This window comes from Collinsella sp. TF08-11AT, from assembly GCF_003437035.1.
Classification (GTDB): Bacteria; Actinomycetota; Coriobacteriia; order Coriobacteriales; family Coriobacteriaceae; genus Collinsella.
In genome coordinates, this window is record NZ_QSRL01000010.1 from 1 (window position 1) to 20,981 (window position 20,981).

The 20,981-nt window shown below is 57.3% G+C and carries 16 protein-coding genes and 1 pseudogene; 14 read left to right on the forward strand and 3 right to left on the reverse strand.

Annotated elements, in window-relative coordinates; translation table 11 throughout:
* Positions 1–228: pseudogene (locus DXC79_RS10205) on the forward strand (IS110 family transposase); the annotation flags it as partial.
* A 516-nt stretch (positions 229–744) separates the two neighbouring features.
* Here DXC79_RS10205 and DXC79_RS07110 read toward each other — a convergent pair.
* The 3 genes from DXC79_RS07110 to DXC79_RS07120 are packed head-to-tail and all read right to left on the reverse strand — an operon-like array spanning position 745 to position 5,413.
* The gene (locus tag DXC79_RS07110; protein ID WP_117635667.1) at positions 745–2,601 is read right to left on the reverse strand and encodes an ABC transporter ATP-binding protein; all 1,857 of its coding nucleotides are present in this window, start codon (positions 2,599–2,601) and stop codon (positions 745–747) included.
* A complete protein-coding gene (locus DXC79_RS07115; protein ID WP_117635668.1) occupies positions 2,601–4,967 on the reverse strand; it encodes an ABC transporter ATP-binding protein in 2,367 nt (788 codons plus the stop codon). Before DXC79_RS07115 ends, DXC79_RS07110 begins: the two co-directional genes overlap by 1 nt.
* Positions 4,964–5,413 (reverse strand): MarR family winged helix-turn-helix transcriptional regulator, encoded by a 450-nt coding sequence (locus DXC79_RS07120; protein WP_117635669.1) that lies wholly within the window; start codon positions 5,411–5,413, stop codon positions 4,964–4,966. The genes DXC79_RS07115 and DXC79_RS07120 overlap by 4 nt, the downstream gene beginning before the upstream one ends.
* Positions 5,414–5,965: 552 nt before the next feature.
* Between DXC79_RS07120 and pflB the strand changes: the two genes are divergently transcribed.
* The 13 genes from pflB (at position 5,966) to DXC79_RS07185 (ending at position 20,726) form a co-directional block, all read left to right on the forward strand.
* Positions 5,966–8,017 (forward strand): formate C-acetyltransferase, encoded by a 2,052-nt coding sequence (pflB, locus tag DXC79_RS07125; RefSeq protein WP_117635670.1) that lies wholly within the window; start codon positions 5,966–5,968, stop codon positions 8,015–8,017.
* An 85-nt stretch (positions 8,018–8,102) separates the two neighbouring features.
* Positions 8,103–8,354, forward strand: a complete 252-nt coding sequence (grcA3, locus tag DXC79_RS07130; RefSeq protein WP_055252439.1) for an autonomous glycyl radical cofactor GrcA3 — start codon at positions 8,103–8,105, stop codon at positions 8,352–8,354.
* A gap of 302 nt (positions 8,355–8,656) precedes the next feature.
* Complete coding sequence (locus tag DXC79_RS07135) at positions 8,657–9,667, forward strand: LacI family DNA-binding transcriptional regulator (protein WP_117635671.1); 1,011 nt, start codon at positions 8,657–8,659, stop codon at positions 9,665–9,667.
* A gap of 184 nt (positions 9,668–9,851) precedes the next feature.
* Positions 9,852–11,234: a family 43 glycosylhydrolase gene (locus DXC79_RS07140; RefSeq protein ID WP_117635672.1), complete on the forward strand. Its 1,383-nt coding sequence runs from the start codon at positions 9,852–9,854 to the stop codon at positions 11,232–11,234.
* Between the two features lie 45 nt (positions 11,235–11,279).
* Entirely contained in the window at positions 11,280–12,731 is a 1,452-nt protein-coding gene (locus tag DXC79_RS07145; RefSeq protein WP_117635673.1) for a PTS transporter subunit EIIC, read from the forward strand.
* 99 nt (positions 12,732–12,830) lie between these two features.
* Positions 12,831–14,273, forward strand: a complete 1,443-nt coding sequence (locus DXC79_RS07150; RefSeq protein ID WP_117635674.1) for a glycoside hydrolase family 32 protein — start codon at positions 12,831–12,833, stop codon at positions 14,271–14,273.
* Positions 14,274–14,539: 266 nt separating this feature from the next.
* Entirely contained in the window at positions 14,540–15,394 is an 855-nt protein-coding gene (locus DXC79_RS07155) for a DegV family protein (RefSeq protein WP_233503050.1), read from the forward strand.
* A 188-nt stretch (positions 15,395–15,582) separates the two neighbouring features.
* Positions 15,583–16,401 (forward strand): pyruvate formate-lyase-activating protein, encoded by an 819-nt coding sequence (gene pflA / locus DXC79_RS07160; RefSeq protein ID WP_117635676.1) that lies wholly within the window; start codon positions 15,583–15,585, stop codon positions 16,399–16,401.
* A 316-nt stretch (positions 16,402–16,717) separates the two neighbouring features.
* Positions 16,718–17,836: a serine hydrolase gene (locus DXC79_RS07165; RefSeq protein ID WP_117635677.1), complete on the forward strand. Its 1,119-nt coding sequence runs from the start codon at positions 16,718–16,720 to the stop codon at positions 17,834–17,836.
* Positions 17,837–17,914: 78 nt separating this feature from the next.
* A complete protein-coding gene (gene mtnN / locus DXC79_RS07170) occupies positions 17,915–18,655 on the forward strand; it encodes a 5'-methylthioadenosine/S-adenosylhomocysteine nucleosidase (protein WP_117635678.1) in 741 nt (246 codons plus the stop codon).
* A 39-nt stretch (positions 18,656–18,694) separates the two neighbouring features.
* Positions 18,695–19,285 (forward strand): ribosome biogenesis GTP-binding protein YihA/YsxC, encoded by a 591-nt coding sequence (gene yihA, locus DXC79_RS07175; RefSeq protein WP_006234871.1) that lies wholly within the window; start codon positions 18,695–18,697, stop codon positions 19,283–19,285.
* A gap of 93 nt (positions 19,286–19,378) precedes the next feature.
* Positions 19,379–20,062, forward strand: a complete 684-nt coding sequence (locus DXC79_RS07180) for a DUF3990 domain-containing protein (RefSeq protein WP_117635679.1) — start codon at positions 19,379–19,381, stop codon at positions 20,060–20,062.
* A gap of 31 nt (positions 20,063–20,093) precedes the next feature.
* Positions 20,094–20,726, forward strand: a complete 633-nt coding sequence (locus tag DXC79_RS07185) for a helix-turn-helix transcriptional regulator (protein ID WP_117635680.1) — start codon at positions 20,094–20,096, stop codon at positions 20,724–20,726.
* Positions 20,727–20,981: the final 255 nt, after the last annotated feature.

A 20,981-nucleotide genomic window follows, 5' to 3' on the forward strand; every position in this document is an offset into this window, starting at 1 on the left:
ACGTCGGTGAGGTCGGTCAGGGCGTCCAGGCGCGGCGACGCGAGGCTCAAGTCCCTGCTGATCTTCTCGTGCAACAGCCTGGTGAGGTCCTCGGGGCGCTACGGCGAGTACTACCGGGCCTGCAGGGCGCGGGGCATGGGTCACGGGCGGGCGCTCAAGGCCGTCGCGAGGAAGCGGCTCAGGGCGATATACGCCGTGATGCGCGACCGGGTGCCCTACCGGGAGTAGCCCCGACGGTTGACAAAACTATAGGAACACCCAATGACTACCTTTCAAACCTGGCAGTTGGGGACGTTCCTTATGTGCTGGCACTTGGGGAAACTCCTTGCGCCAGCGGACGCGGTTTGCTTGCTGGTATTGCCAGATTGTTGGGCGTTCTCCAAGCCCTGTGGGCAAAAAATGCCAAATATGAGTACTGTTGCTGCTGTAGTGCCATATTGCTCTCACAAGATAATGGACATAAAAGTAAATATGTTCATTAATGCTAGTACACATAAGCCTGCTACAGAGCTGATTGAGCAATGTAGAGGTGCATACAAACTGCAAGAGCGGTGTTTTGGGTTGTTTTGGCTGCTACTAAAAAGGTAACAGTACTCATATTTGCCCTTTTTTGTCCACGGGGTCTGGATGGTGCCGTCAATCAGGTCTCAGGGAAGGCGTTTCGAGGCTCGAAGGACACAAAACGGGGGCGCAGGTTGTCCTGCGCCCCCGTTCTCGGGCGTTATTCGCTCCTTGCGGCCGAATTTATGCCGCTTCGTCGAACTGCGAGTTGTACAGGTCGGCGTAGAAGCCGCCTTGGGCGAGCAGCTCGTCGTGCGTGCCCTTCTCGACGATGTCGCCGTCGCGGATTACCAGAATCACGTCGGCGTTTCGGATCGTGGACAGGCGATGCGCGATAACAAAGCTGGTACGGCCCTGCATCAGCGCATCCATGGCGCGTTGAATAAGCTCCTCGGTACGGGTATCGACGTTGGAAGTCGCCTCGTCCAAAATCAGCGCCGGACGGTCGGCCAAAATGGCGCGGGCGATGGTCACGAGCTGCCGCTGGCCCTGTGAGAGGTTAGTACCCTCCTCGTTGATCATAAAGTCGTAACCGCCGGCGAGCGTATGGATAAAGTGGTCGCAGCGTGCGGCGCGTGCGGCGGCTTCTACCTCGGCATCGCTCGCATCGGGACGTCCGTAGCGGATGTTCTCGCGGATGGTGCCGTTAAACAGCCAGGTATCCTGCAGCACCATGGCAAACTCGCCGCGCAGCGCCGCGCGATCCCAGTCGCGCACGTCGACGCCCTCGACACGCAGCGAGCCGCCGTCCACGTCGTAGAAGCGCTGCAGCAGCTTGATGAGCGTGGTCTTGCCAGCGCCGGTGGGGCCGACGATGGCGATGGTCTGGCCGGGCTGCGCCTCGCAGCTAAAGTCGTGGATGATGGTCTTGTCGGGTGTGTAGCCAAATTTGACATGGTCAAATTCCACGTGACCGAGGCGCTTTTCGGGAATCTGCGCGTCGGCCTTCTGCTCCTCCTCGGGCGCGGCCAGGAACTCAAAGACGCGCTCGGTGGCAGCGGCCATCGACTGCATCGTGTTGCTTACGTTGCCCAGCTGCTGCACGGGTTGCGTAAAGTTGCGAACGTACTGAATGAAGCTCTGAATGTCGCCGGGCGTGGCATTGCCGGTCAGCGCGAGCTGCGCACCCACCACGACGACGCCCACATAGCCCATATTGCCTACCAGGCTCATGAGCGGCATCATCAGGCCCGACAGGAACTGCGAACGCCATCCACTGATAAAGAGGCGGTCGTTCTCCTTGTCGAACTCCTCGATCGAGGCCTCGGCGCGGTCGAACACCTGAATGACGTTCTGGCCGGCAAAGTCCTCCTCGATAATGCCGTTGACGGTGCCCAGGACCTGCTGCTGCTCGCGGAAGTACGGCTGCGAGAAGTGAATCATTACGGTCAGGATAATCGCGGCTGCCGGCAGCGTGAGCACGGTGACGCCGGTAAGCGGCAGACTGATCGAAAGCATCATGACAAGCACGCCGATAATCTGCGTCATCGACGTGATGAGCTGCGTCACGCTCTGGTTGAGCGACTGGCCCAGCGTGTCGACATCGTTGGTGATGCGGCTGAGCACGTCACCCTTGCTGTGGCCGTTGAAATAGCTCATCGGCACGACGGCGATCTTGGCGGCGATCTCCTTGCGCATGCGATAGCAGATCTTCTGCGTGATGCCGGTCATGAGCCAGCCCTGGATCAGACTGCAGGCAGAGCTCGCCAGGTACAGGCAGAGCAAAAAGCCCAGCGTCTTGGCGATCCAATCAAAGTCAACATTGCCGGTGCCGTTGACCTTGGCAACCAGGCCCTCGAACAGTTTGGTCGTAACCTGGCCGAGCACCTTGGGTCCCACAATGTTAAAGATGACCGAGCACACGGCAAAGGCGACGGCGGCAAACACGGCAACCTTGTGTTGACCGATATAGCCGAGCAGCTGCCTCATCGTGCCCTTAAAGTCCTTGGCCTTTTCGCCGCGGCCCATGCCGCCCATGCGGCCCATGGGACCGCGCTGGCGGGTGGGCTTGGGAATCTGAGTCTTGGTCTCGTCTGCCATTAGCGCTCGCCTCCTTCCATAACGGCTGTAATCTCTTCTTGGGTAAGCCCCAGCTCCTCGGCGGAAAGCTGCGACTGGGCAATCTCCAGGTACGCCGGGCAGTTGTGCAGCAGCTCCTCGTGCGTGCCGGTGCCCACCACGTGGCCGTCGTCGAGCACGATGATCTGGTCGGCGTGCATGATGGTCGCGATGCGCTGGGCCACGACCACGAGCGCGGCGTCGGTAACGTTTTTGGCGAGCTCGTCGCGCAGGCGAGCGTCGGTCTTGTAGTCGAGCGCGCTAAAGGAATCGTCGAACACCACGACCTCGGGCTTTTTGGCCAGGGCGCGGGCGATGGCCAGGCGCTGGCGCTGGCCGCCCGAGACATTGGAGCCGCCCTGACTGATGGGGGAGTCGTAGCCGCCCTCGCGCTCGGCGATAAAGTCCTCCGCCTGGGCGATGCGCGCGGCCTCGTGCATGTCCTCGTCGCTCACCATGTCGCCGGCAAACTTAAGGTTGCTCTCGACGGTGCCCGAGAACAGGCGTCCCTGCTGCGGGATGTAACCGATGCGGCGGCGAAGCTCGGAGAGGGTCATATCGCGCACGTCGATGCCGTCGAGCGAAATGCTGCCGCTCGTGACGTCGTACAGGCGCGGAATGAGCTGCACGAGCGTGGACTTGCCCGAGCCCGTGGAGCCAATGATGCCGAGCATCTGACCGGCATGCGTGGTGAAGTTCACGCCGCTAATGACGTCGGCGCGGGCATCGGGATACTGGAAGCTCACGTCACGGAAGGTGAGCTCACCGCGCGGCGCGTTGGCCGCAGGCACCTTGGGCGAGACGGGGTCGTTGATGCTCGTGGGGCAAGTGATGACCTCTTCCACGCGCTCGGCTGCGACTTCGGCGCGGGGTAGGATGACCGAAACCATGGTGAGGATCATAAACGCCATGACGATTTGCATGGTGTAGGAGATAAACGCCATCATGTTGCCGACCTGCATCACGCCGTCGGACACGCCCTGCGCGCCAAACCACACGATAAGCACGGTGATGCAGTTCATGACGAGCATCATGAGCGGCATCATAAAGCTCATGGCGCGGTTGGTGTAGAGCTGCGTGGTCATCAGGTCGAGCGAAGCCTTGTCAAAACGCTCGAGCTCATGTTCCTCGCGGTTGAACGAGCGGATGGGCATAAGGCCGTCGAGCAGCTCGCGGGCGGTAAGGTTCACGCGGTCCACAAAGCTCTGCATCTTTTTGAACTTGGGCATGGTGAGGCCCATAAGCACGCCGACGACGGCCGAGACCGCGATGATGGCAACGGCGATGGTCCACTCCAGGCCGGTATGGTTGGCCAGGACGCGCATGACGGCGACGATGCCCATGACGGGGGCCATCAGACACATGCGGATAAACAAGGTTGCTGCCATCTGAATCTGCTGAATGTCGTTGGTGCAGCGGGTGATGAGCGAGGCCTGGCTAAACTTGCCCACCTCGGCCGGCGAAAAGTGCATGACCTTGTTGAAGGCCTCGCGGCGTAGGTCACGCGCGATGGAGCAGGCGGTGCGCGACGCCACAGCGCCGGTCAGGATGGTGGCGACGAGCGATACCAGGCACAGGCCGAACATCGTGGTCGCCATGCGGCCCAGGTAGGCGTTCTGCACGTCGGCGGGGTCGATACCCTGCGCCTTGTACTCGTCTTGCACATAGCTCACGGCGCGTTGGGTCACGATGGAGCCCGACATGGAGCCCATTTTGTCCGCCATTTCATTGGCGCCCTCGACGAGCTTGCTTTGGTCTACCAGACCGCCCTCGACACCTAGGCGCAGGCTCTTCATGGTGACCTTGCCGCCGTCGGCATCAATCTGCTTTTGCATGTTCTGCGCCGCTGCGGCCTTCTGCTGCATCTCGGCGAGCTGCTCGGGCGTCATTGCCGCCATCTGCTCGGGGGTGGGCATGGCCTGGGCGGCGCTGTTGTCTTTCTCGTCGGACGTGCCCATCATGTCGCCCATGGAGCTGGCGTCGATACCCTGGTTAAGCGAAAGGACGACGGTCTCGGGCAGGCTCATGATATCGGCGAGCTTGCTGCCGTCGGCGCGCTCATCCTCTGTTCCCTTGTACGTGCGAATGCCGTTTTTGTCTGCCTTGCCAAACGCAGCTTCTACCGTCTTGGCGTCCTTGGCGCTCATAAAGAGTTCGAGGTCGTCGAGCGATTCGGCGCGAATGGTGTCGGGCACGGGTGAGACGATGCCGCCTTGCTGCACACCCACGTCGACGATGTCGCTCATATAGGTAGGCAGTGCCAGGTCGGCGTTGCAGCTGATTACGATAAGTACGATAGCTGTGAACAGTGCCGGAATATGCTTTTTAAAGAGCTTGAGAATCCTCACTCGGCATCTCTCCTTTCTTGATTGCGGTCGATAATTTCGTTGGCACGTCTTAAAAGGCGCACCATCTCTTGGGTATCTGTTTCGCCGAACTGCTCGAGGAAGGCCGCGGTGCGGTCCTCGAATTCCCGACGCTTGATTTCGAGATCATGGAATCCCTTGTCGGTCACCGTGACGTGTACGCGACGACGGTCGGTCTTTGAGTGCTCACGCTCAACCCAACCCTTGGCTTCGAGAGCGCGTAGGATATTGGCGATGCGGGCGTTCGAGACCCAGGCGCGATCAGCGAGTTCGCTCGGCGTGAGCGAGCCGCCAGCGAGCATGAGAGCGCGCATGACAGCCATCTCGCCGCCGAGGGCTTTGTCCGCAAAGCGCGAAATGCGCTGATGCATGCTGCCAAACTCAGCTAAGAGCTGACGCCCAAGCTCATGGAAATCGGTATCTTCCACCGAAAACCCCTAACACTAGAAACTATTTTCGGTGGAAGATGATACCCCTGCACGCGCACCCTATACGGTAGATTTTTGGGACATGCCTAGAAAACTACCTTTAGGCGACCTCCGTACACCGTCGGTATCAGCGAAGTTAGGGAGTAGATCTCTAGGCATGTCCTAAAGCCTACTCAGAGGCACTTTACCCTGCTAAAGCTGGCATAACAGCTAGAGTGATGGACGTATAAAGGCAAGGGGAAATATCAAACAAATCGGTGAACGGTAGTTGTTCGCGCTCGCATTTCCTGCGGATTTGCTAAAAACACCCTAATGGTATAAAAAAAGAAACATATAACAGCCCTGATGAAGGGGGTGGCTATGCTATCCTTCTCAAACGGGTGAAATCTTGGGTTTTGGGTTGCAGTTCCAAGGTGGACAAACGTTTTTCCCTGTACCAACGTGTGGTGAAGAACGGAAGAAGCCGGTAGTGCAAGCCGATAATTCAAGAATTCAATAAGCAGCGGTGTGAGAGAGCGCCGCATTACACGTAACTAGGAGCGTGGTTACACAATGCAGGAGGCATGGGAAGGCTTCAAGGAAGGCATTTGGACGGGAGAGGTTGACGTCCGAGACTTCATCCAGAAGAACTACACCCCCTACGAGGGCGACGAGTCGTTCCTCGCCGGTCCGACCGAGCGTACCAAGGAGCTGTGGGGCGAGGTTCTCGACCTGCTGCTTAAGGAGCGCGAGCAGGGCGGTGTCCTCGATATGGACACCAAGACCGTCACGGGTATCGTGAGCCACCCCGCTGGCTACATCGATAACGCCCATCGCGACAAGGAGACCATCGTCGGTCTCCAGACCGACAAGCCGCTCAAGCGCGCGCTGCACGTCAACGGCGGTATCCGCATCGCTTGCCAGGCTGCCAGCCAGCACGGCTACAAGGTCGACGAGAACGTTGTCGAGCGCTACACCTTCGAGCGCAAGACTCACAACGCCGGCGTCTTCGATGTCTACACCCCCGAGATGCGTGCTTGCCGCTCGGCTCACATCATCACCGGTCTGCCCGATGGCTATGGCCGCGGCCGCATCATCGGCGACTACCGTCGTGTTGCCCTGTACGGCGTCGACTACCTGATCAAGGACAAGGAGGCCCAGAAGGCTTCCACCCCGACGGTCATGACCGCCGACAACATCCGCGATCGTGAGGAGCTGCAGGAGCAGATCCGCGCCCTCGGCGAGCTCAAGATGATGGCCGAGACCTATGGTTTCGACATTTCCAACCCTGCTACCAACACGCAGGAGGCCATCCAGTGGATGTACTTCGCCTACCTGGCTTCCGTCAAGGAGCAGAACGGCGCCGCTATGTCCATCGGCCGTACCTCTACGTTCATCGACATCTACGCTGAGCGCGACCTTGCCAACGGTACCTTCACCGAGGAGCAGATCCAGGAGTTCGTGGATCACTTCATCATGAAGCTCCGCATGGTCAAGTTTGCCCGTACCCCCGAGTACCAGGCCCTGTTTACCGGCGATCCGCAGTGGGTCACCGAGTCCATCGGCGGCATGGGTGTTGACGGCCGTACGCTCGTTACCAAGATGAGCTACCGCTACCTGCACACGCTCGAGAACATGGGCACCAGCCCCGAGCCCAACATGACCGTTCTGTGGTCGACCCGTCTGCCCGAGAACTTCAAGAAGTTCTGCGCCAAGACTTCTGTCGCCAGCTCCTCGATCCAGTACGAGAACGACGACCTCATGCGCGTGTACCACGGCGACGACTACGGTATCGCCTGCTGCGTGTCCTCCATGCGCATTGGCAAGGAGATGCAGTTCTTCGGCGCTCGCGCCAACCTGGCCAAGTGCCTGCTGTATGCACTCAACGGCGGTGTTGACGAGGTCTCCAAGAAGCAGGTCGGCCCCAAGTACCGCGCCGTCGAGGGCGATACGCTCGATTACGACGACGTTGTGGCCAAGTACAACGACATGATGAAGTGGCTCGCTGGCGTGTACGTCAACTCGCTGAACATCATTCACTACATGCACGACAAGTATTGCTACGAGCGCATCCAGATGGCTCTGCACGACAAGCACGTGCACCGCTGGTTTGCTACGGGCATCGCTGGTCTTTCCGTCGTGGCTGACTCCCTGTCCGCCATCAAGTACGCCAAGGTCCACCCCGTCCGTGACGAGAACGGCATCATCGTCGACTTTGAGACTGAGGGCGAGTTCCCCAAGTACGGCAACGATGACGACCGCGTCGACCAGATCGCTCACGACGTTGTGCACCAGTTCATGGAGTACATCCGCATGAACGACACCTACCGCAACTCCGTGCCCACGACCTCGGTTCTGACCATTACCTCCAACGTCGTGTACGGCAAGAAGACCGGCTCCACGCCTGACGGCCGCAAGGCTGGCCAGCCGTTCGCCCCGGGTGCTAACCCCATGCACAAGCGCGATAGCCACGGCGCCATCGCTTCGCTGTCTTCGGTTTCCAAGCTCCCGTTCCGCGATGCTCAGGACGGCATCTCCAACACCTTCTCCATCATCCCGGGTGCGCTCGGCAAGGAGGACCAGGTGTTCTTTGGCGATATCGACCTTGATCAGCTGGGCGAGTAACTATTGTTAGTGCTATACTAACAATAACGATTACTGATTAGCGCGCCGGTTTCGGCCGGCGCCTATCAATCGAAGGAGACACATTATGAAGGTTTCTGAAGTTTCCGAGACTCAGGCCGATAACCTGGTCCACATGCTCGACGCTTACGCCGAGAAGGGTGGCCACCACCTGAACATCAACGTCTTCAACCGTGAGACGCTGCTCGACGCTCAGGCTCACCCCGAGAAGTACCCGCAGCTGACCATCCGCGTTTCCGGCTATGCCGTGAACTTCCACACGCTCACCAAGGAGCAGCAGGACGAGGTCATTTCGCGTACCTTCCACAACAAGTTCTAAAGGGATTTAACTCCCGTAGGATCGCCGGGGCTGTTTGGGCTACCTCCCAAAACGTCCTCGGACATGCAAGAAGCCCTCGCTGCGCACTTCGTGCGGCGAGGGCTTCTTGCGTCCTGCGGAATATTTTGGGAGGTAGCCCAAACAGCCCCGGCGGGGTCCTGTGTAGTCACCCTTTAGGCGGAACTCTCCTAATTATTTGGATGAGTCGTTTACTTACTTGTACTGTTACCGTCTTCCCACTGTTGTTGGGGTATGCTTTGTTTGTATGTAAACGTATGACATGTTGATGAGGGGAGGGTGCTATGGCTCGCGAGGGCGCTCGTTCTAAGGATTCTGCCAAGCCTGGCATCAAGGAAGTTGCAGCGGTGGCGGGGGTTTCGCCTACTACGGTATCTCGCGTGCTTAATAATCGCGGCTACATTAGTCAGGAAACCCGCGATAAAGTCCATGCGGCGATGGAGCGCATCAATTACACGCCCAACGATATCGCCCGTGCCATGCTCAACGGTCGCCTGAACCTTATCGGCATGATCGTTCCCTTTGTGAGCAGCCCGTTCCATGCTCAGGTTGTGCAGGCGGTCGAGCGCACGTTGGCGGAAAACGGCTTTAAGATGTTGCTGTGCAACAGCGCCAATCGACCCGATCTTGAGCGTTCCTATATTGACATGCTCCGCCGCAATATGGTCGACGGCGTAATCGTCAACTCCCTCAATATCGGTGCCGAGGCATATGCCGAGATGGGCTTGAGCCTGGTTGGCATCGACTGCGATCTTGGCGAGGGCTCTGTCCAGATTGCAAGTGACAGCTATGGCATCGGCGAGCTCGCCACGCGCCGTCTGATTGATGACGGCTGCAGGCGTATCCTGTGCCTGCGCAGCAATAGTCGCATGCGCATGCCTGCCAATAAGCGTACCGATGCCTACCTCGATGTTGTTGAGCAGGCCGGTTTGCCCGCGCTTGTCCGTGAGGTCGAGTTCGTTAAGCCCGACGACGAAAAGGGCGCGGTCGTTGCGAAGATCCTCGATGAGAACCCCGATATTGACGGCATCTTTGCGGGAGACGATACGATGGCGGCCATCTGTCTCAACGTGATGAAGCAGCGCGGCTTGAGCGCTCCAGACGACATTAAGGTCGTGGGTGCGGATGGTGCCCACCGTACCATGACGTTTATGCCTGACTTAACAACCGTGCGTCAAGATATCGATCGCATAGGAAAGCTCGCGGCCCAATCCATCATCGCTCTTGTTAACGGTGAAAAGCCCGAATCGAATACCAAGCTTCCCGTCGAACTTATCGAGGGCAAAACCGCGTAATTCGCCCCGTGCCAAAAGAATCCCTCAAACGCCACCGATAACCGTTCGCCGGCATATGTCAACCGTTTGCCGACGACTGGAACTGCGAAAAGACGTATGGATATGAAAACGTTTGACATATGAAAACGATTGACATATCTTGCAGATGTACCGAGTTAGTATCTCGACGGAAAGGAAGTCTCGGATGCATAAGGTGTATTACCAGCCTGAGGGAATTTGGGTAGGCGACATCATGCCGTACGGCGAGGACGGCACGTTCTATCTCTATCATCAGCGTGACACGCGTAACCCCGAACCTTTCGGAGAGCCGTTTGGCTGGGCACTCGCGACGACCAAGGATTTCGTCAACTACAAGGACTTTGGCGAGAGCCTTGAGCGTGGCGGCGACGAGGAGGTCGACCAGTACGTTTATGCCGGCACGGTGTTTAAGGTGGGCGACAAGTACCATGCGCTCTACACTGGTTGTAATCGTGATAAGGTCCGCGCACGTTTGATGAAGCAGGTTCTTCTTCACGCAACGAGTGACGACGCCGTCAAGTGGGAGAAGAACATCGCCGAGACGCTGCTTCCGCCCCAGGAGGGTTACGATGACCGCAACTGGCGCGATCCCTTTGTGCTTTGGGATGAGGAGAACGAAGAGTACATGCTCATCCTCGGCACGCGTGTGGGCGAGGACAAGCGTCTGATGACCGGTCGTCTGGTCAAGTTCACCTCCAAGGACCTGGATACCTGGGAGTTCCAGGGCGACTGGTGGAATCCGGGCCTGTACACCATGTTTGAGATGCCTGATCTCTTTAAGATGGGCGACTGGTGGTATCTGGTGTTCTCTGAGTACAGTGATGGCAACAAGACCCGTTACCGCATGTCTCGCTCTATCAACGGTCCCTGGATTACTCCTGCGGACGATTCCTTCGATGGCCGCGCGTACTATGCCGCACGTACCGCATTTGATGGCGAGCGCCGCGTTCTCTTTGGTTGGGTTCCTACGCGTGACGAGGGCGGCGACCCCAGCTCTTACCTGTGGGGTGGCACCTTTATGCCCCTCGAGATCGTTCAGCGTGCCGACGGAACGCTTGGCACCAAACTCCCCGACAGCATGCTTGGCGCCTTTGGCGAGGCTAAGGCAGTCGAGGCCTTTGAGCTTTCCTGCGAGTCGGGCAAGGTCGAGCAGGTGCTCGCTGCGGACGCCGGCTCTACCTATATGCTTGACGCCGACATCGAGCTCGGTGGCGACGCCGCGGGCTTCTCGGTGAAGTTTGCCGAGGACGCCGAGTCCAGTCTTGCCTACGAGTTCCGCGCCAATCTGCGCGAGGGCAAGCTCGAGTTTACGGCAGCCCCCCAGTATCCGTGGTTCCAGGTCAACAACATGGGTCTCGACCGTCCGCTTTTCTTTACGGGCAACGGAACTCATCACGTGCGCCTGGTAGTCGACGACGACATCGCGACCATCTTTATCGATGATGTTGCACTCAATGCGCGTTTCTGCAACAAGCAGGGGCAGGGCGTCGCGCTGACGGTCACTGACGGTACGCTCAAGTGCGCTAACGCAACAATCGCGTCTCTGTAATGGCGACGAATCGTCTTATGATTTCGTAAGGGAATGGAGAGGAACATGGACTACAAAGTAGTGTCTCAGCAAGTCGTCGACAACGTCGGCGGTCTGGAGAACATCGAGGGCGCCACGCACTGTGTTACGCGTCTTCGTCTGGTGCTCAAGGACACGAGCAAGTACAACAAGGCCGAGCTCGAGAACATCGATGGCGTCAAGGGCGTTCTGTATAACAGCGGCCAGCTCATGATCATCTTTGGTACCGGTACCGTTAACAAGGTCTACGATGAGTTTATGGCTCTGACGGGTGTCAAGGAGATTAGCGCTTCCGAGGTCAAGGGAGCCGAGGCGGACAAGAAGGGCAAGATCTTCTCGGTTCTCAAGGTATTCTCCGACATCTTTATTCCCATCATCCCCGCCTTCGTCGGTGCTGCTATCATCATCGGCCTTAAGTCGCTGATCGTTGCCAACGGCCTCTTTGGCATGGAGGGCAGCCTTGCCGATCACAGCGAGTTCCTCAAGAACCTCGCAAGCTTCTTTGCCATTATTGCCACTACGTTTGCTTACCTGCCTGTCCTGGTGATGTACAGTGCGGTTAAGCGTTTTGGCGGCAACCCGATCCTGGGTATCCTCGTCGGCATTGTCATGGTTCACCCGAGCCTTATGAACCGCAACACGTTCGTTTTGGATCCGACGGGCGCTGAGTATTGGAACTTCGGTCCGCTTTCCATTCCCATGGTTGCTTTCCAGGGTGGCGTATTCCCCGCAATCCTGACTGCCTGGTTTATGGCCAAGGTCGAGAAGATTGCCCAGAAGTACATCCCCGAGGTCGTCTCGTTCGTCTTTGTCCCGACCGTCACCCTGATTCTTGCCAACGTTGCCCTGTTCACCGTGTTTGGCCCGCTCGGCAACCTGATCGGCGATGTTCTCGCTGGCGTGATCGACGTCCTGTACAACAGGATGGGTGTCTTTGGTGCCTTTGTCTTCGCCGCGTTCTTGCAGCCGCTCGTCGTTACCGGTACGCATCAGTTCATCCAGGGTATCGAGGCCAACCTCGTTGCAACCACCGGTTTCAATTACATCCAGGCCATCTGGTCGGTTTCCATCATCGCCCAGGGCGGCGGCGCCATCGGCATGTATCTCATTCACAAGAAGCATTCCAAAGAGCGCAACATCTGCATGTCGTCCTTTATCCCGACGCTGGTCGGAATCTCCGAGCCCGCCATCTTTGCTGCAAACATGCGCTACTCGATCATTCCGTTCATCTGCGCTTGCATCGGTGCAGGCTGCGGCGGTGCCTTCGTGAAGCTCTTTGAGGTGCGCGCTATCGGCCAGGGTCTGACCGGCGTACTTGGCCTGCTCATCGTCACGCCCGAGACCCTCGTGTGGTATGTGGCTGGCAATCTGATCGCTTTCTTCGTCCCGATCATCCTGATCTTTGCCTACAACAAGGCAAAGGGCGTTCCGACCACCGATGAAGAGGGTGCAGGCGCCGGCTTTGATGTCAGCTTCTAATCCAGATCCGTCAAGGTAATGTACGGGTTGACCTGTTGGAGAAGGGCGTTTGGCTCGCATGGGCCGGGCGTCCTTCTCCTCTACAAGAAGGACGATTGAATGTTCGATCAAAAACATAGGGTGACGCGCTCGGACTACGAGCTGTGGCGTGCCGGGCAGGATGAGACTGCGGCTCGCATCGCGGCTGACCCCGATAGACTTCTGTTCCATGCGGAGCCCGAGCTTGGCTGGCTCAATGATCCCAACGGTTTGGTGCAGGTTGGTGATACATACCACATCTATCACCAATACGATCCGTTTGATGCCGCGCACGGCGGACCGGTGCTGTGGAATCATCTGACGACGAAGGACTTTGTGACGTACGAGAACCGCGGTCCCGCGCTATTCCCCGATTCAGATCTAGACTCGAGCGGTGCGTATTCGGGGTCTGCATTTATGCACGACGGCAAGATTCACTACTTCTATACCGGTAACGTCAAGCATTTTGACCGCGATGATTATGACTATGTGCTGACAGGGCGCGACCAAAATCAGATTCACATGGTTACCGAGAACCCCGATAAATTGGGGGAGAAGCACATAGCTGTTGGTCCGGTCGATTACCCCGACGATATTAGTACGCACGTGCGCGACCCCAAGATCCTGGAGCACGACGGTATCTACTATATGGTTCTTGGTGCTCGTACGAAAGACGACCGCGGTTGCGTGCTCGTCTATACCTCGCACGATCTTGAGTGCTGGAAATATGCGACGCGTATCGAGCTCGGCGAGAAGTTCGGTTTTATGTGGGAGTGCCCCGATCTGTTTGAGCTTGATGGCGAGCTTATTCTCGTTTGCTGCCCGCAGGGCGTGCCCGCCGATGGTTGGCGTTACCAAAACCCGCATCAGTGCGTGTGGTTTCGTATTGAGGCCGATTGGGAGGCGCCTAGCTTTAAAATCGCCGGGCAGGGTATGCCCCCGATGGTCGATGCGGGTTTTGACTTCTATGCCCCTCAATCATTTGCAGATGCCGACGGTCGACGGATTATGATCGGTTGGGCCGGCTGCCCCGATGCAACGGCTCAAAACCCGACGGTGGAACGCGGATGGCAGTGCGCGCTTACCGTGCCGAGGGTGCTGAATATGCGCGACGGTAAGCTCTGTCAGTGGCCCGCGCGCGAGGTTGAGCAACTGCGCATGGAGCGTGTTTCGGTGACCGCCGGAGAGACCGTCGGCTCTCCTGGTCGACTGTTTGATGCCGTCGTGTCGTGCCGGGGGACGAAGTCCATTGAGCTGGAAGTTCGTGAGGGCGTTGTCGTGTGCTTTGCCAGCGGAATGCTCACACTTGATATGGGCGATGAGGGCTATGGACGCGATAAGAGGTCGGTTGAGCTCGACGAGCTTTACTGCCTGCGAGTCCTTTCGGATGCCACGATGCTCGAGGTATTTGTCAACGACGGCGAGGTTGCGCTTACGAGCCGCACCTATTCGTCTGCGGCGCCGGCGATGCAGTTGCGCGCCGAGGGCGACGCCTCGATGGAGTTTTACCGTCTGGCTCGCTAGCCGCATTGTGAGTGACCATGGCGTTTTGGATACACGGGCTTTCTTGGTGGCTACCGTTTATCGCATATAGCTACCGTTTGCGGAGTAAGTAACACTCATTACTAAACCGTGTAGAATCTCATGCAAGCACGGAGTATTTCAGGGAGACGCTGTCCTTTGTTGTGGCGAAGGGCGGCGTCTCTCTGGTGCTTGGGAGTCGTTGTTCAATTGGGCGACGGGCGTGCGCGCGTAATAAATAACCAATGTCGAGATGGGTCGTGATAAGAATGGGCAAGTACGTAATCGTGGTTGAGTCTGGTTCGGATGTGACACCGGAGCTCTGCGAACGCTATGGCATCGTGCGCGTGCCCATGCATGTCACGATTGGTGACGAGACCGTCGAGGACGGCTCGATCGATCCGCTCGAGATATATTCGCGTTGCAACGAGTTTGGCGTGATGCCCAAGACCAGTGGTTGCTCGCCGGCGGATTTTGCTCATGTGTACGACCGCATTCATGCCGAGCAGCCCGACGCGACCATTTTGCATCTTGCATATTCCGAAGCCACGACCTGCTCGCATCAGTCCTCAAAGATTGCGGCCCAGGGGCGCGACTACGTGTTCTCCATGGACACGCGCTTTGTCTCGGTGGGCCAGTCACTCGTTGTCGTCGAGACCGCCAAGTATATTGAGGCTCACCCCGATGCCACCGTCGACGAGATCTTTGCCTTCACGAACTCCGTCATGGACCGCGTGCTGTTGGGCTTTGTTTCTACCGACCTTGCCTTCCTTAAGGCAGGCGGTCGCTTGTCCAACGTCGCGTTCCTAGGCGCCCATCTGCTCAAGATTAAGCCCTGCATTGAGGTGACAGGCGGCAAGTTCGTGGCGACTAAAAAGTTCCGCGGCTCGATGCTCAAGTGCGCCCGCGCCTTTATTGATCACATGGTAGAGAAGGGCGATATCGACTACTCGCATATTGGCCTGGCGTATTCGGTAGGCCTTTCCGAGGAATTGCGCGACGACATGGAAGTCTATGCGCACGGCCTGGGCTTTAAGGACGTTACCTGGACTCAGGTCGGCGGCGTCATCTCGAGCCATTGCGGCCCGACCGCCTTCGGCGCGGTGCTCACACTCAAGGCGTAAAGGCCTGGCGTCTATCGATTTCTATTGCCACGGCGGCGGGCGGGTTGCGATAACCCTCCCGCCGCTCTTGCGTGGGGTCAAATAGAACAATCCAATTGACCGCTAAACCATTTCACCATCATGCGTATGGGCTAGAATGGCTCTGGCATTTTAATTGGTTGCACCCAAGGAGAGGCAAGGTAGCGCGAATGGCAGAAATGACGCTTGAGGGTGTGGACGCTCGTCCCGAGGACTCTGCGTTTGCCCTTGGCCGCGTGCATTCAATCGAGACGATGGGAACGGTCGACGGACCCGGCATCCGCTTTGTGGTGTTTGTCCAAGGCTGTCCCATGCGCTGCGCGTATTGCCACAATCCCGATACCTGGTCGGTCAACGGCGGCACGATGGTGACCGTCGAGCACCTCATGGATGAGTTCCAGAGTAACCACGAGTTCTATCGCAGCGGCGGAATTACGGTGTCCGGCGGCGAGCCGCTCCTACAGCCTGAGTTTTTGGCCGACCTGTTCCGTGCAATGCACAACAACCCCGATGGCCGCGTGCATACCTGCTTGGACAGCTGCGGCTATGCGTTCGATCCCAACCACCCCGAGAAGTTCGATGCCGTTCTCAACGAGACCGACATGGTTTTGCTCGACATCAAGCATGCCGATCCGGCTGAGCATAAAAAGCTGACCGGTTGCGATCCCGCACGCATCTTGGCGTTTGGCGATGAGCTTGCACGTCGCAAGATCAAGGTCGTTATCCGCCACGTGGTGGTGCCCGGCATTACCGACACGGTGGAGGAGTGCGAGGCGCTCGGTCGTCTGATCGCTCCATGGCACAACGTGGTGGGCCTGGAAATGCTGCCGTATCACACCATGGGTGTCGCCAAGTACGAGCAACTGGGCATTCCCTATAAGCTTGAGGGCGTGCCCCAGATGGATACCGCGCGCATGCCCGAGCTGCGCAACGCCGTCATGACGGGCATGAAAAAGCGCCGCGCCGAACTCAAAAACGCCATCGGCTAGCGAGCCATTTTCGCTCCCCAAAGGCACTCATTGGGGACAGACTTAAATGAGTACCCCTGGGCACCAAGTTGATTGCCAAAGAGCCCCGTCAAGTTGCGGTGGAATAGTTCTTGTTTTTCGGCTTATGCCGTCCAAACAGGAACTATTTCACCGCAACTGCGTTTTGGGTAGAGATGTGCAACAGAATTGGCAAAAATGCATAGAAACGCTTGTGGTTTCTTTAAAGACACCTTAAACGCCACTGAATATCTTTGGAAAGAAATGCCTGCTCGGTATCATGCTGCTCGTATATAAACGGTAGCAGTCAGGAGACCACGTGCGAAACATCGCATCGCGGGACGAGTATGTGCCGCAGCATGGCAGCAGATATAAGACGAAGGACACGTCTTCGCGTGGCCTTGCCGACACTCGCATCCGCGTGAGGAAGATTGCCGCCATTGGGATGCTAACGTCGGCGGTTATTATCCTCGGAATTACCGCCAAAACCTACGCGTCGGAGCGAATGGCACACTCAGATGCGTCAACGGTACAGACGCAAAACAAAAAGGTCTCTGAATCTAAAGTCACCGCAAGTCAAACCCTGTCGACAGCGAACCTCAAGACGGGGCTTTCGAAGGCGGACTTTAACGATATTCCCTCAGGCGATACCGTGCAGACCTTCTCGCTGGTTGATGACCAGATCCTCGCCCTGGAGGATGAGAACCTCGCCGCACTCCAGAATGCGCTTGACCAGGCGCAGGAGCTGGGCGATGTGGGCGTGGTGTTTTACGACCTGTCGAGCGGTAAGGGCGTGACGTATAACGCTGATGTCGAGGTGTACGGTGCGAGTAGCTACAAGGCACTCTATGCGTTGTACATTTGCGAATCTCTGGTCGAGACGGGCCAGGTTTCACTCGATGACTCCCTTGGCACCTATGGTGGCTACAACATGGGTTGGCAGACGGTACGCGACTTGATCGAGGCTGCGGTCGTTTATTCAGACAACGATTCGTTTATTGCGTTACGTGCGGCGTTTGACCGTGTCGGTTACGAGGATTGGATTGTCGGTCTTGGCATCGATTACGATACGGCACTGGATCCGATGAGTGATTTTCCGACCTACTGCCCGCGCACTTCTGCGAGGTTATGGCGTGAGATGAGCGAGTATCTGAGCATGGATACCGAGACTTCACAGTGGTTGTCGGGCCTTCTGACATCAACATCGCGCTCGTTTATTCGCGATGGCATTGCGGACGAGCAGGTTTTGGTGCGCAACAAGGCAGGCTGGATTAGCGAGGATGGTTACTATTCGACATGCGATGCAGGCCTCATCGACATCGATGGCCGTACCTATGTCATGAGCGTCATGACATCGATGCCATGGAGTGACCGTTCGAGCGAGGTTACGGCCGCGATTGCAAAGGCTCTGTTTGATACGCGAGCTGCACTGGCTTAGCGTGTTCGTTTGGCGAGGTCAAACAAAATGCTGGTACCATACCTTGGTTGAGAATTTCGTATAGGTTTGGGGAATGGTATGGCTACCATCGCGATTATCGGTGCGCTCGAAAAAGAGATCATGCAGATTAAGGAAGAGCTGAGCGACGTTTGCGAGGCACGGGAGGCGGGCTTGACCGTTGTGAGCGGTGAGCTCGACGACCTGACAGTTGTCGCCACAACGGCGGGCATGGGCACGGTGAACGCCGCGGCGGCAACGCAGCATCTCATCAGCAAATATGCCCCGCAGGCCGTTGTGTTTTCGGGCATTGCGGGCGGCCTAAATCCTAAGCTCCATATTAACGACGTGGTTATAGGCAAGTGCCTGCGCTATCTCGATACCGACACGGCGCTCATCGCCGAGTCGGCGCCGGGGCTCGAGGAGTTTGTCTCGACGCCGGCGTTGGCTGATGTTGCCGCCGCCGTGCTTGCCGAGCATGGGTTTGTGGACGTATCGCTGGATGTGGCGGCTGCGGAGAAGGACCCCAAGCAGTTCCTGTGTGGCACTATCGCCACGGGTGACCGCTTTGTTACGGGTGACGCCATGCGTAACGCTGCGATTGAGGCCACGCATGCCGATTGCGTCGAGATGGAGGGCGCGGCAATTGCGCACATCGCGGCCAAGAATGGTGTCGATTGCCTGGTGCTGCGCGCTATCAGCGATAATTGCGACGAGGCATATGACGCGTTTTGCGAGCGCGAGTTCGATCTGGATGAGTACGCTCGCACCGCGAGCGGCATCACGCTTGACATCGTTCGTCGTATCGCCGCCGCGCAATAGCACGCCCGTTTTGTAAAAACCTACGACCAAGGAGTGTCCATGGCCGATTCCATTAACTATCAGCTTGCCAAGTTCGTCGCCAGCTACGGCAAAGTTTCGCAGATCCCCGAGTCCACCTGTCCCGAGGTGAGCTTCGTTGGCCGCTCAAATGTGGGCAAGTCGTCGATTATGAACAAGCTCTTTGGCCGCAAGAACCTGGTCAAGGTTTCCAGCACGCCGGGCAAGACGAGCAACATCAACTTCTTCGAGGCCGACGACGTACACTTTGTGGACCTGCCGGGTTACGGTTTCGCCCGTCGCTCCAAGGCCGAGCGCGACCGCTGGGCCGAGCTTATCGGCGACTTCTTCGACTCCGAGCGCAGCTTTAACCTGGTTGTGTCGCTGGTGGACATTCGCCACGACCCCAGCAAGCTCGATCACGATATGATCGACTACCTGCAGGGCAACGAGTTCAACTTTATCGTCTGCCTCACCAAGGCCGACAAGCTCAGCCGTACCCAGCAGGCCCGTCAGGCAGCGGCCATCAAGAAGCAGCTCAACGTCCCGGCCGAGAACGTAATCATCACGAGCTCCCAGACCGGCACCGGCATCGACGAACTAAAAAAGCGCATCGCCGAGGCTTGCCTCTAGTAAGGCTGCAGCCCCTCAAAAGCTCTCATCTATATCACCCCAGTGATAGTTATTGGTAAACTATCACTGGGGTGATATTTTTAGGAGGTCGATATGGAGCTTTGGCACGGGTCGGAGGTTGTTGTCGAGCATCCATCGTTGGATAAATGCAGGCAATTCAATGACTATGGGCGCGGGTTTTATTGCACACCACATGAGGAAATGGCAATGGAATGGGCATGCCGGACCGAGTCTGATGGCATTGCCAATCGATATGAGCTTGATTTAGATGGCCTTTCGGTCTTGGATTTAGAGTCTGGGGAGTTCTCAATCCTCAATTGGCTTGCGATTTTGGCTGACAACCGGGAGTTTAATGTCTCGACGCCGCTGGCACGCGAAGGACTTCGGTATTTGCTGGACAACTGCCTGATTGATATTTCTCCCTATGACGTTATTCGAGGCTATCGCGCTGACGATTCCTACTTTTCGTTTGCAAGACAGTTCGTTAACGGCATGATTTCGCTCAGGCAATTGCAGCGCATTATGTTTTTGGGGGATTTGGGCATTCAATATGCGCTTATGAGTGAGCGCGCGTTCTCGGCGATCAGGTTTCGCGATTGGAAGCAGGCCTCGGGAGCTGAGTTTTATCCCAAACGATTTGAGCGAGAACAGAACGCTCGACGTAAGTACCTGGATACGGTAAACGGATTTGACACCGAGGGTGTCGACATTAGGGATTTGATGGCAGGGAGGGTTGATTTGAATGATCCAAGAGTTAACGGATTGTGGGCCGAGTAGGACATACCCCGTCTACTACCTCGAGGATGCAATGAACAACCTCGGCGACTGCTTTGACTATGCCGTTAACGATTATGGGGCAGAAGGATCGGAAGTTGCTGAACTCTTTTGCCTGAGCGGCGTAGCCCGCGAGTTCGAACGCGGCAACGCATGGGTAGTGTCGGGAAAATCGGGCGTTGAGCTGTTCGCGCTCATTGCCGAAAGGTCCGGCTATCAATCAAGGCCGATGCCAAATCGAACCTACCGATTCGAAAAGACACCGGAATATTGGACAGGCTGGATATTGGCATACCTTCAGTGGCGCCTAGGGGAGTCTTTCGAAGATTTGCTGCATGTCGTTCCATTCGATGTGCTACGCAGTCTGTACTACCCCTGGCACGAAGCCTCGGAGGAACGCGTGACTCGCCTCGTCTGCGATATGGCGAAAAAAGCGTCCAGGCAAACCAAACTTGCGTTAGCAAGAAAGAGGCTCAAGAAAACCCAACAAGATCTGGCATACGAATCGGGTGTGTCACTCCGCTCAATCCAAATGTACGAGCAGCGCCAGAGAAACATCAATGAAGCTTCGGTAACAAGCGTAAGAGCCATAGCAAAAGCCCTCCACTGCAACATCGAAGACCTCCTAGAACCAGTCTTCGAATACAAAGAAACCAGCGCAGCGTAAACCAAGCGCACAGGCGAAGCCTGTCACTAGTAAGTGTCCCTACCTAGCAAGAGCCCCTACCAATAAAAAGCAACTATCAGCCCGGCGCTTTTACAGAGTGTAGGTCCCTGTAGCCGCCGCCAGCGAAGTGAACGTAGGGGAGGCCAGGGGCTTTGCCCCCAAATCTTTCCGCAGGACGGCAGGACCCCCGCCGCACGAAGTGCGCAGCGGGGGTCCTGCCATGTCCGAGGACGATTTGGGGGCAAAGCCCCTGGC

What these genes read in the sequence shown, in the direction of transcription:
- yihA (WP_006234871.1), top strand. Translation starts at nt 18,695, where the DNA reads ATGGCCGATTCCATTAACTATCAGCTTGCCAAGTTCGTCGCCAGCTAC.
- mtnN (WP_117635678.1), top strand. Translation starts at nt 17,915, where the DNA reads ATGGCTACCATCGCGATTATCGGTGCGCTCGAAAAAGAGATCATGCAG.
- DXC79_RS07155 (WP_233503050.1), top strand. Translation starts at nt 14,540, where the DNA reads ATGGGCAAGTACGTAATCGTGGTTGAGTCTGGTTCGGATGTGACACCG.
- DXC79_RS07140 (WP_117635672.1), top strand. Translation starts at nt 9,852, where the DNA reads ATGCATAAGGTGTATTACCAGCCTGAGGGAATTTGGGTAGGCGACATC.
- DXC79_RS07110 (WP_117635667.1), bottom strand. Translation starts at nt 2,601, where the DNA reads ATGGCAGACGAGACCAAGACTCAGATTCCCAAGCCCACCCGCCAGCGC.
- grcA3 (WP_055252439.1), top strand. Translation starts at nt 8,103, where the DNA reads ATGAAGGTTTCTGAAGTTTCCGAGACTCAGGCCGATAACCTGGTCCAC.
- DXC79_RS07145 (WP_117635673.1), top strand. Translation starts at nt 11,280, where the DNA reads ATGGACTACAAAGTAGTGTCTCAGCAAGTCGTCGACAACGTCGGCGGT.
- DXC79_RS07135 (WP_117635671.1), top strand. Translation starts at nt 8,657, where the DNA reads ATGGCTCGCGAGGGCGCTCGTTCTAAGGATTCTGCCAAGCCTGGCATC.
- pflB (WP_117635670.1), top strand. Translation starts at nt 5,966, where the DNA reads ATGCAGGAGGCATGGGAAGGCTTCAAGGAAGGCATTTGGACGGGAGAG.
- pflA (WP_117635676.1), top strand. Translation starts at nt 15,583, where the DNA reads ATGGCAGAAATGACGCTTGAGGGTGTGGACGCTCGTCCCGAGGACTCT.
- DXC79_RS07180 (WP_117635679.1), top strand. Translation starts at nt 19,379, where the DNA reads ATGGAGCTTTGGCACGGGTCGGAGGTTGTTGTCGAGCATCCATCGTTG.
- DXC79_RS07150 (WP_117635674.1), top strand. Translation starts at nt 12,831, where the DNA reads ATGTTCGATCAAAAACATAGGGTGACGCGCTCGGACTACGAGCTGTGG.
- DXC79_RS07185 (WP_117635680.1), top strand. Translation starts at nt 20,094, where the DNA reads ATGAACAACCTCGGCGACTGCTTTGACTATGCCGTTAACGATTATGGG.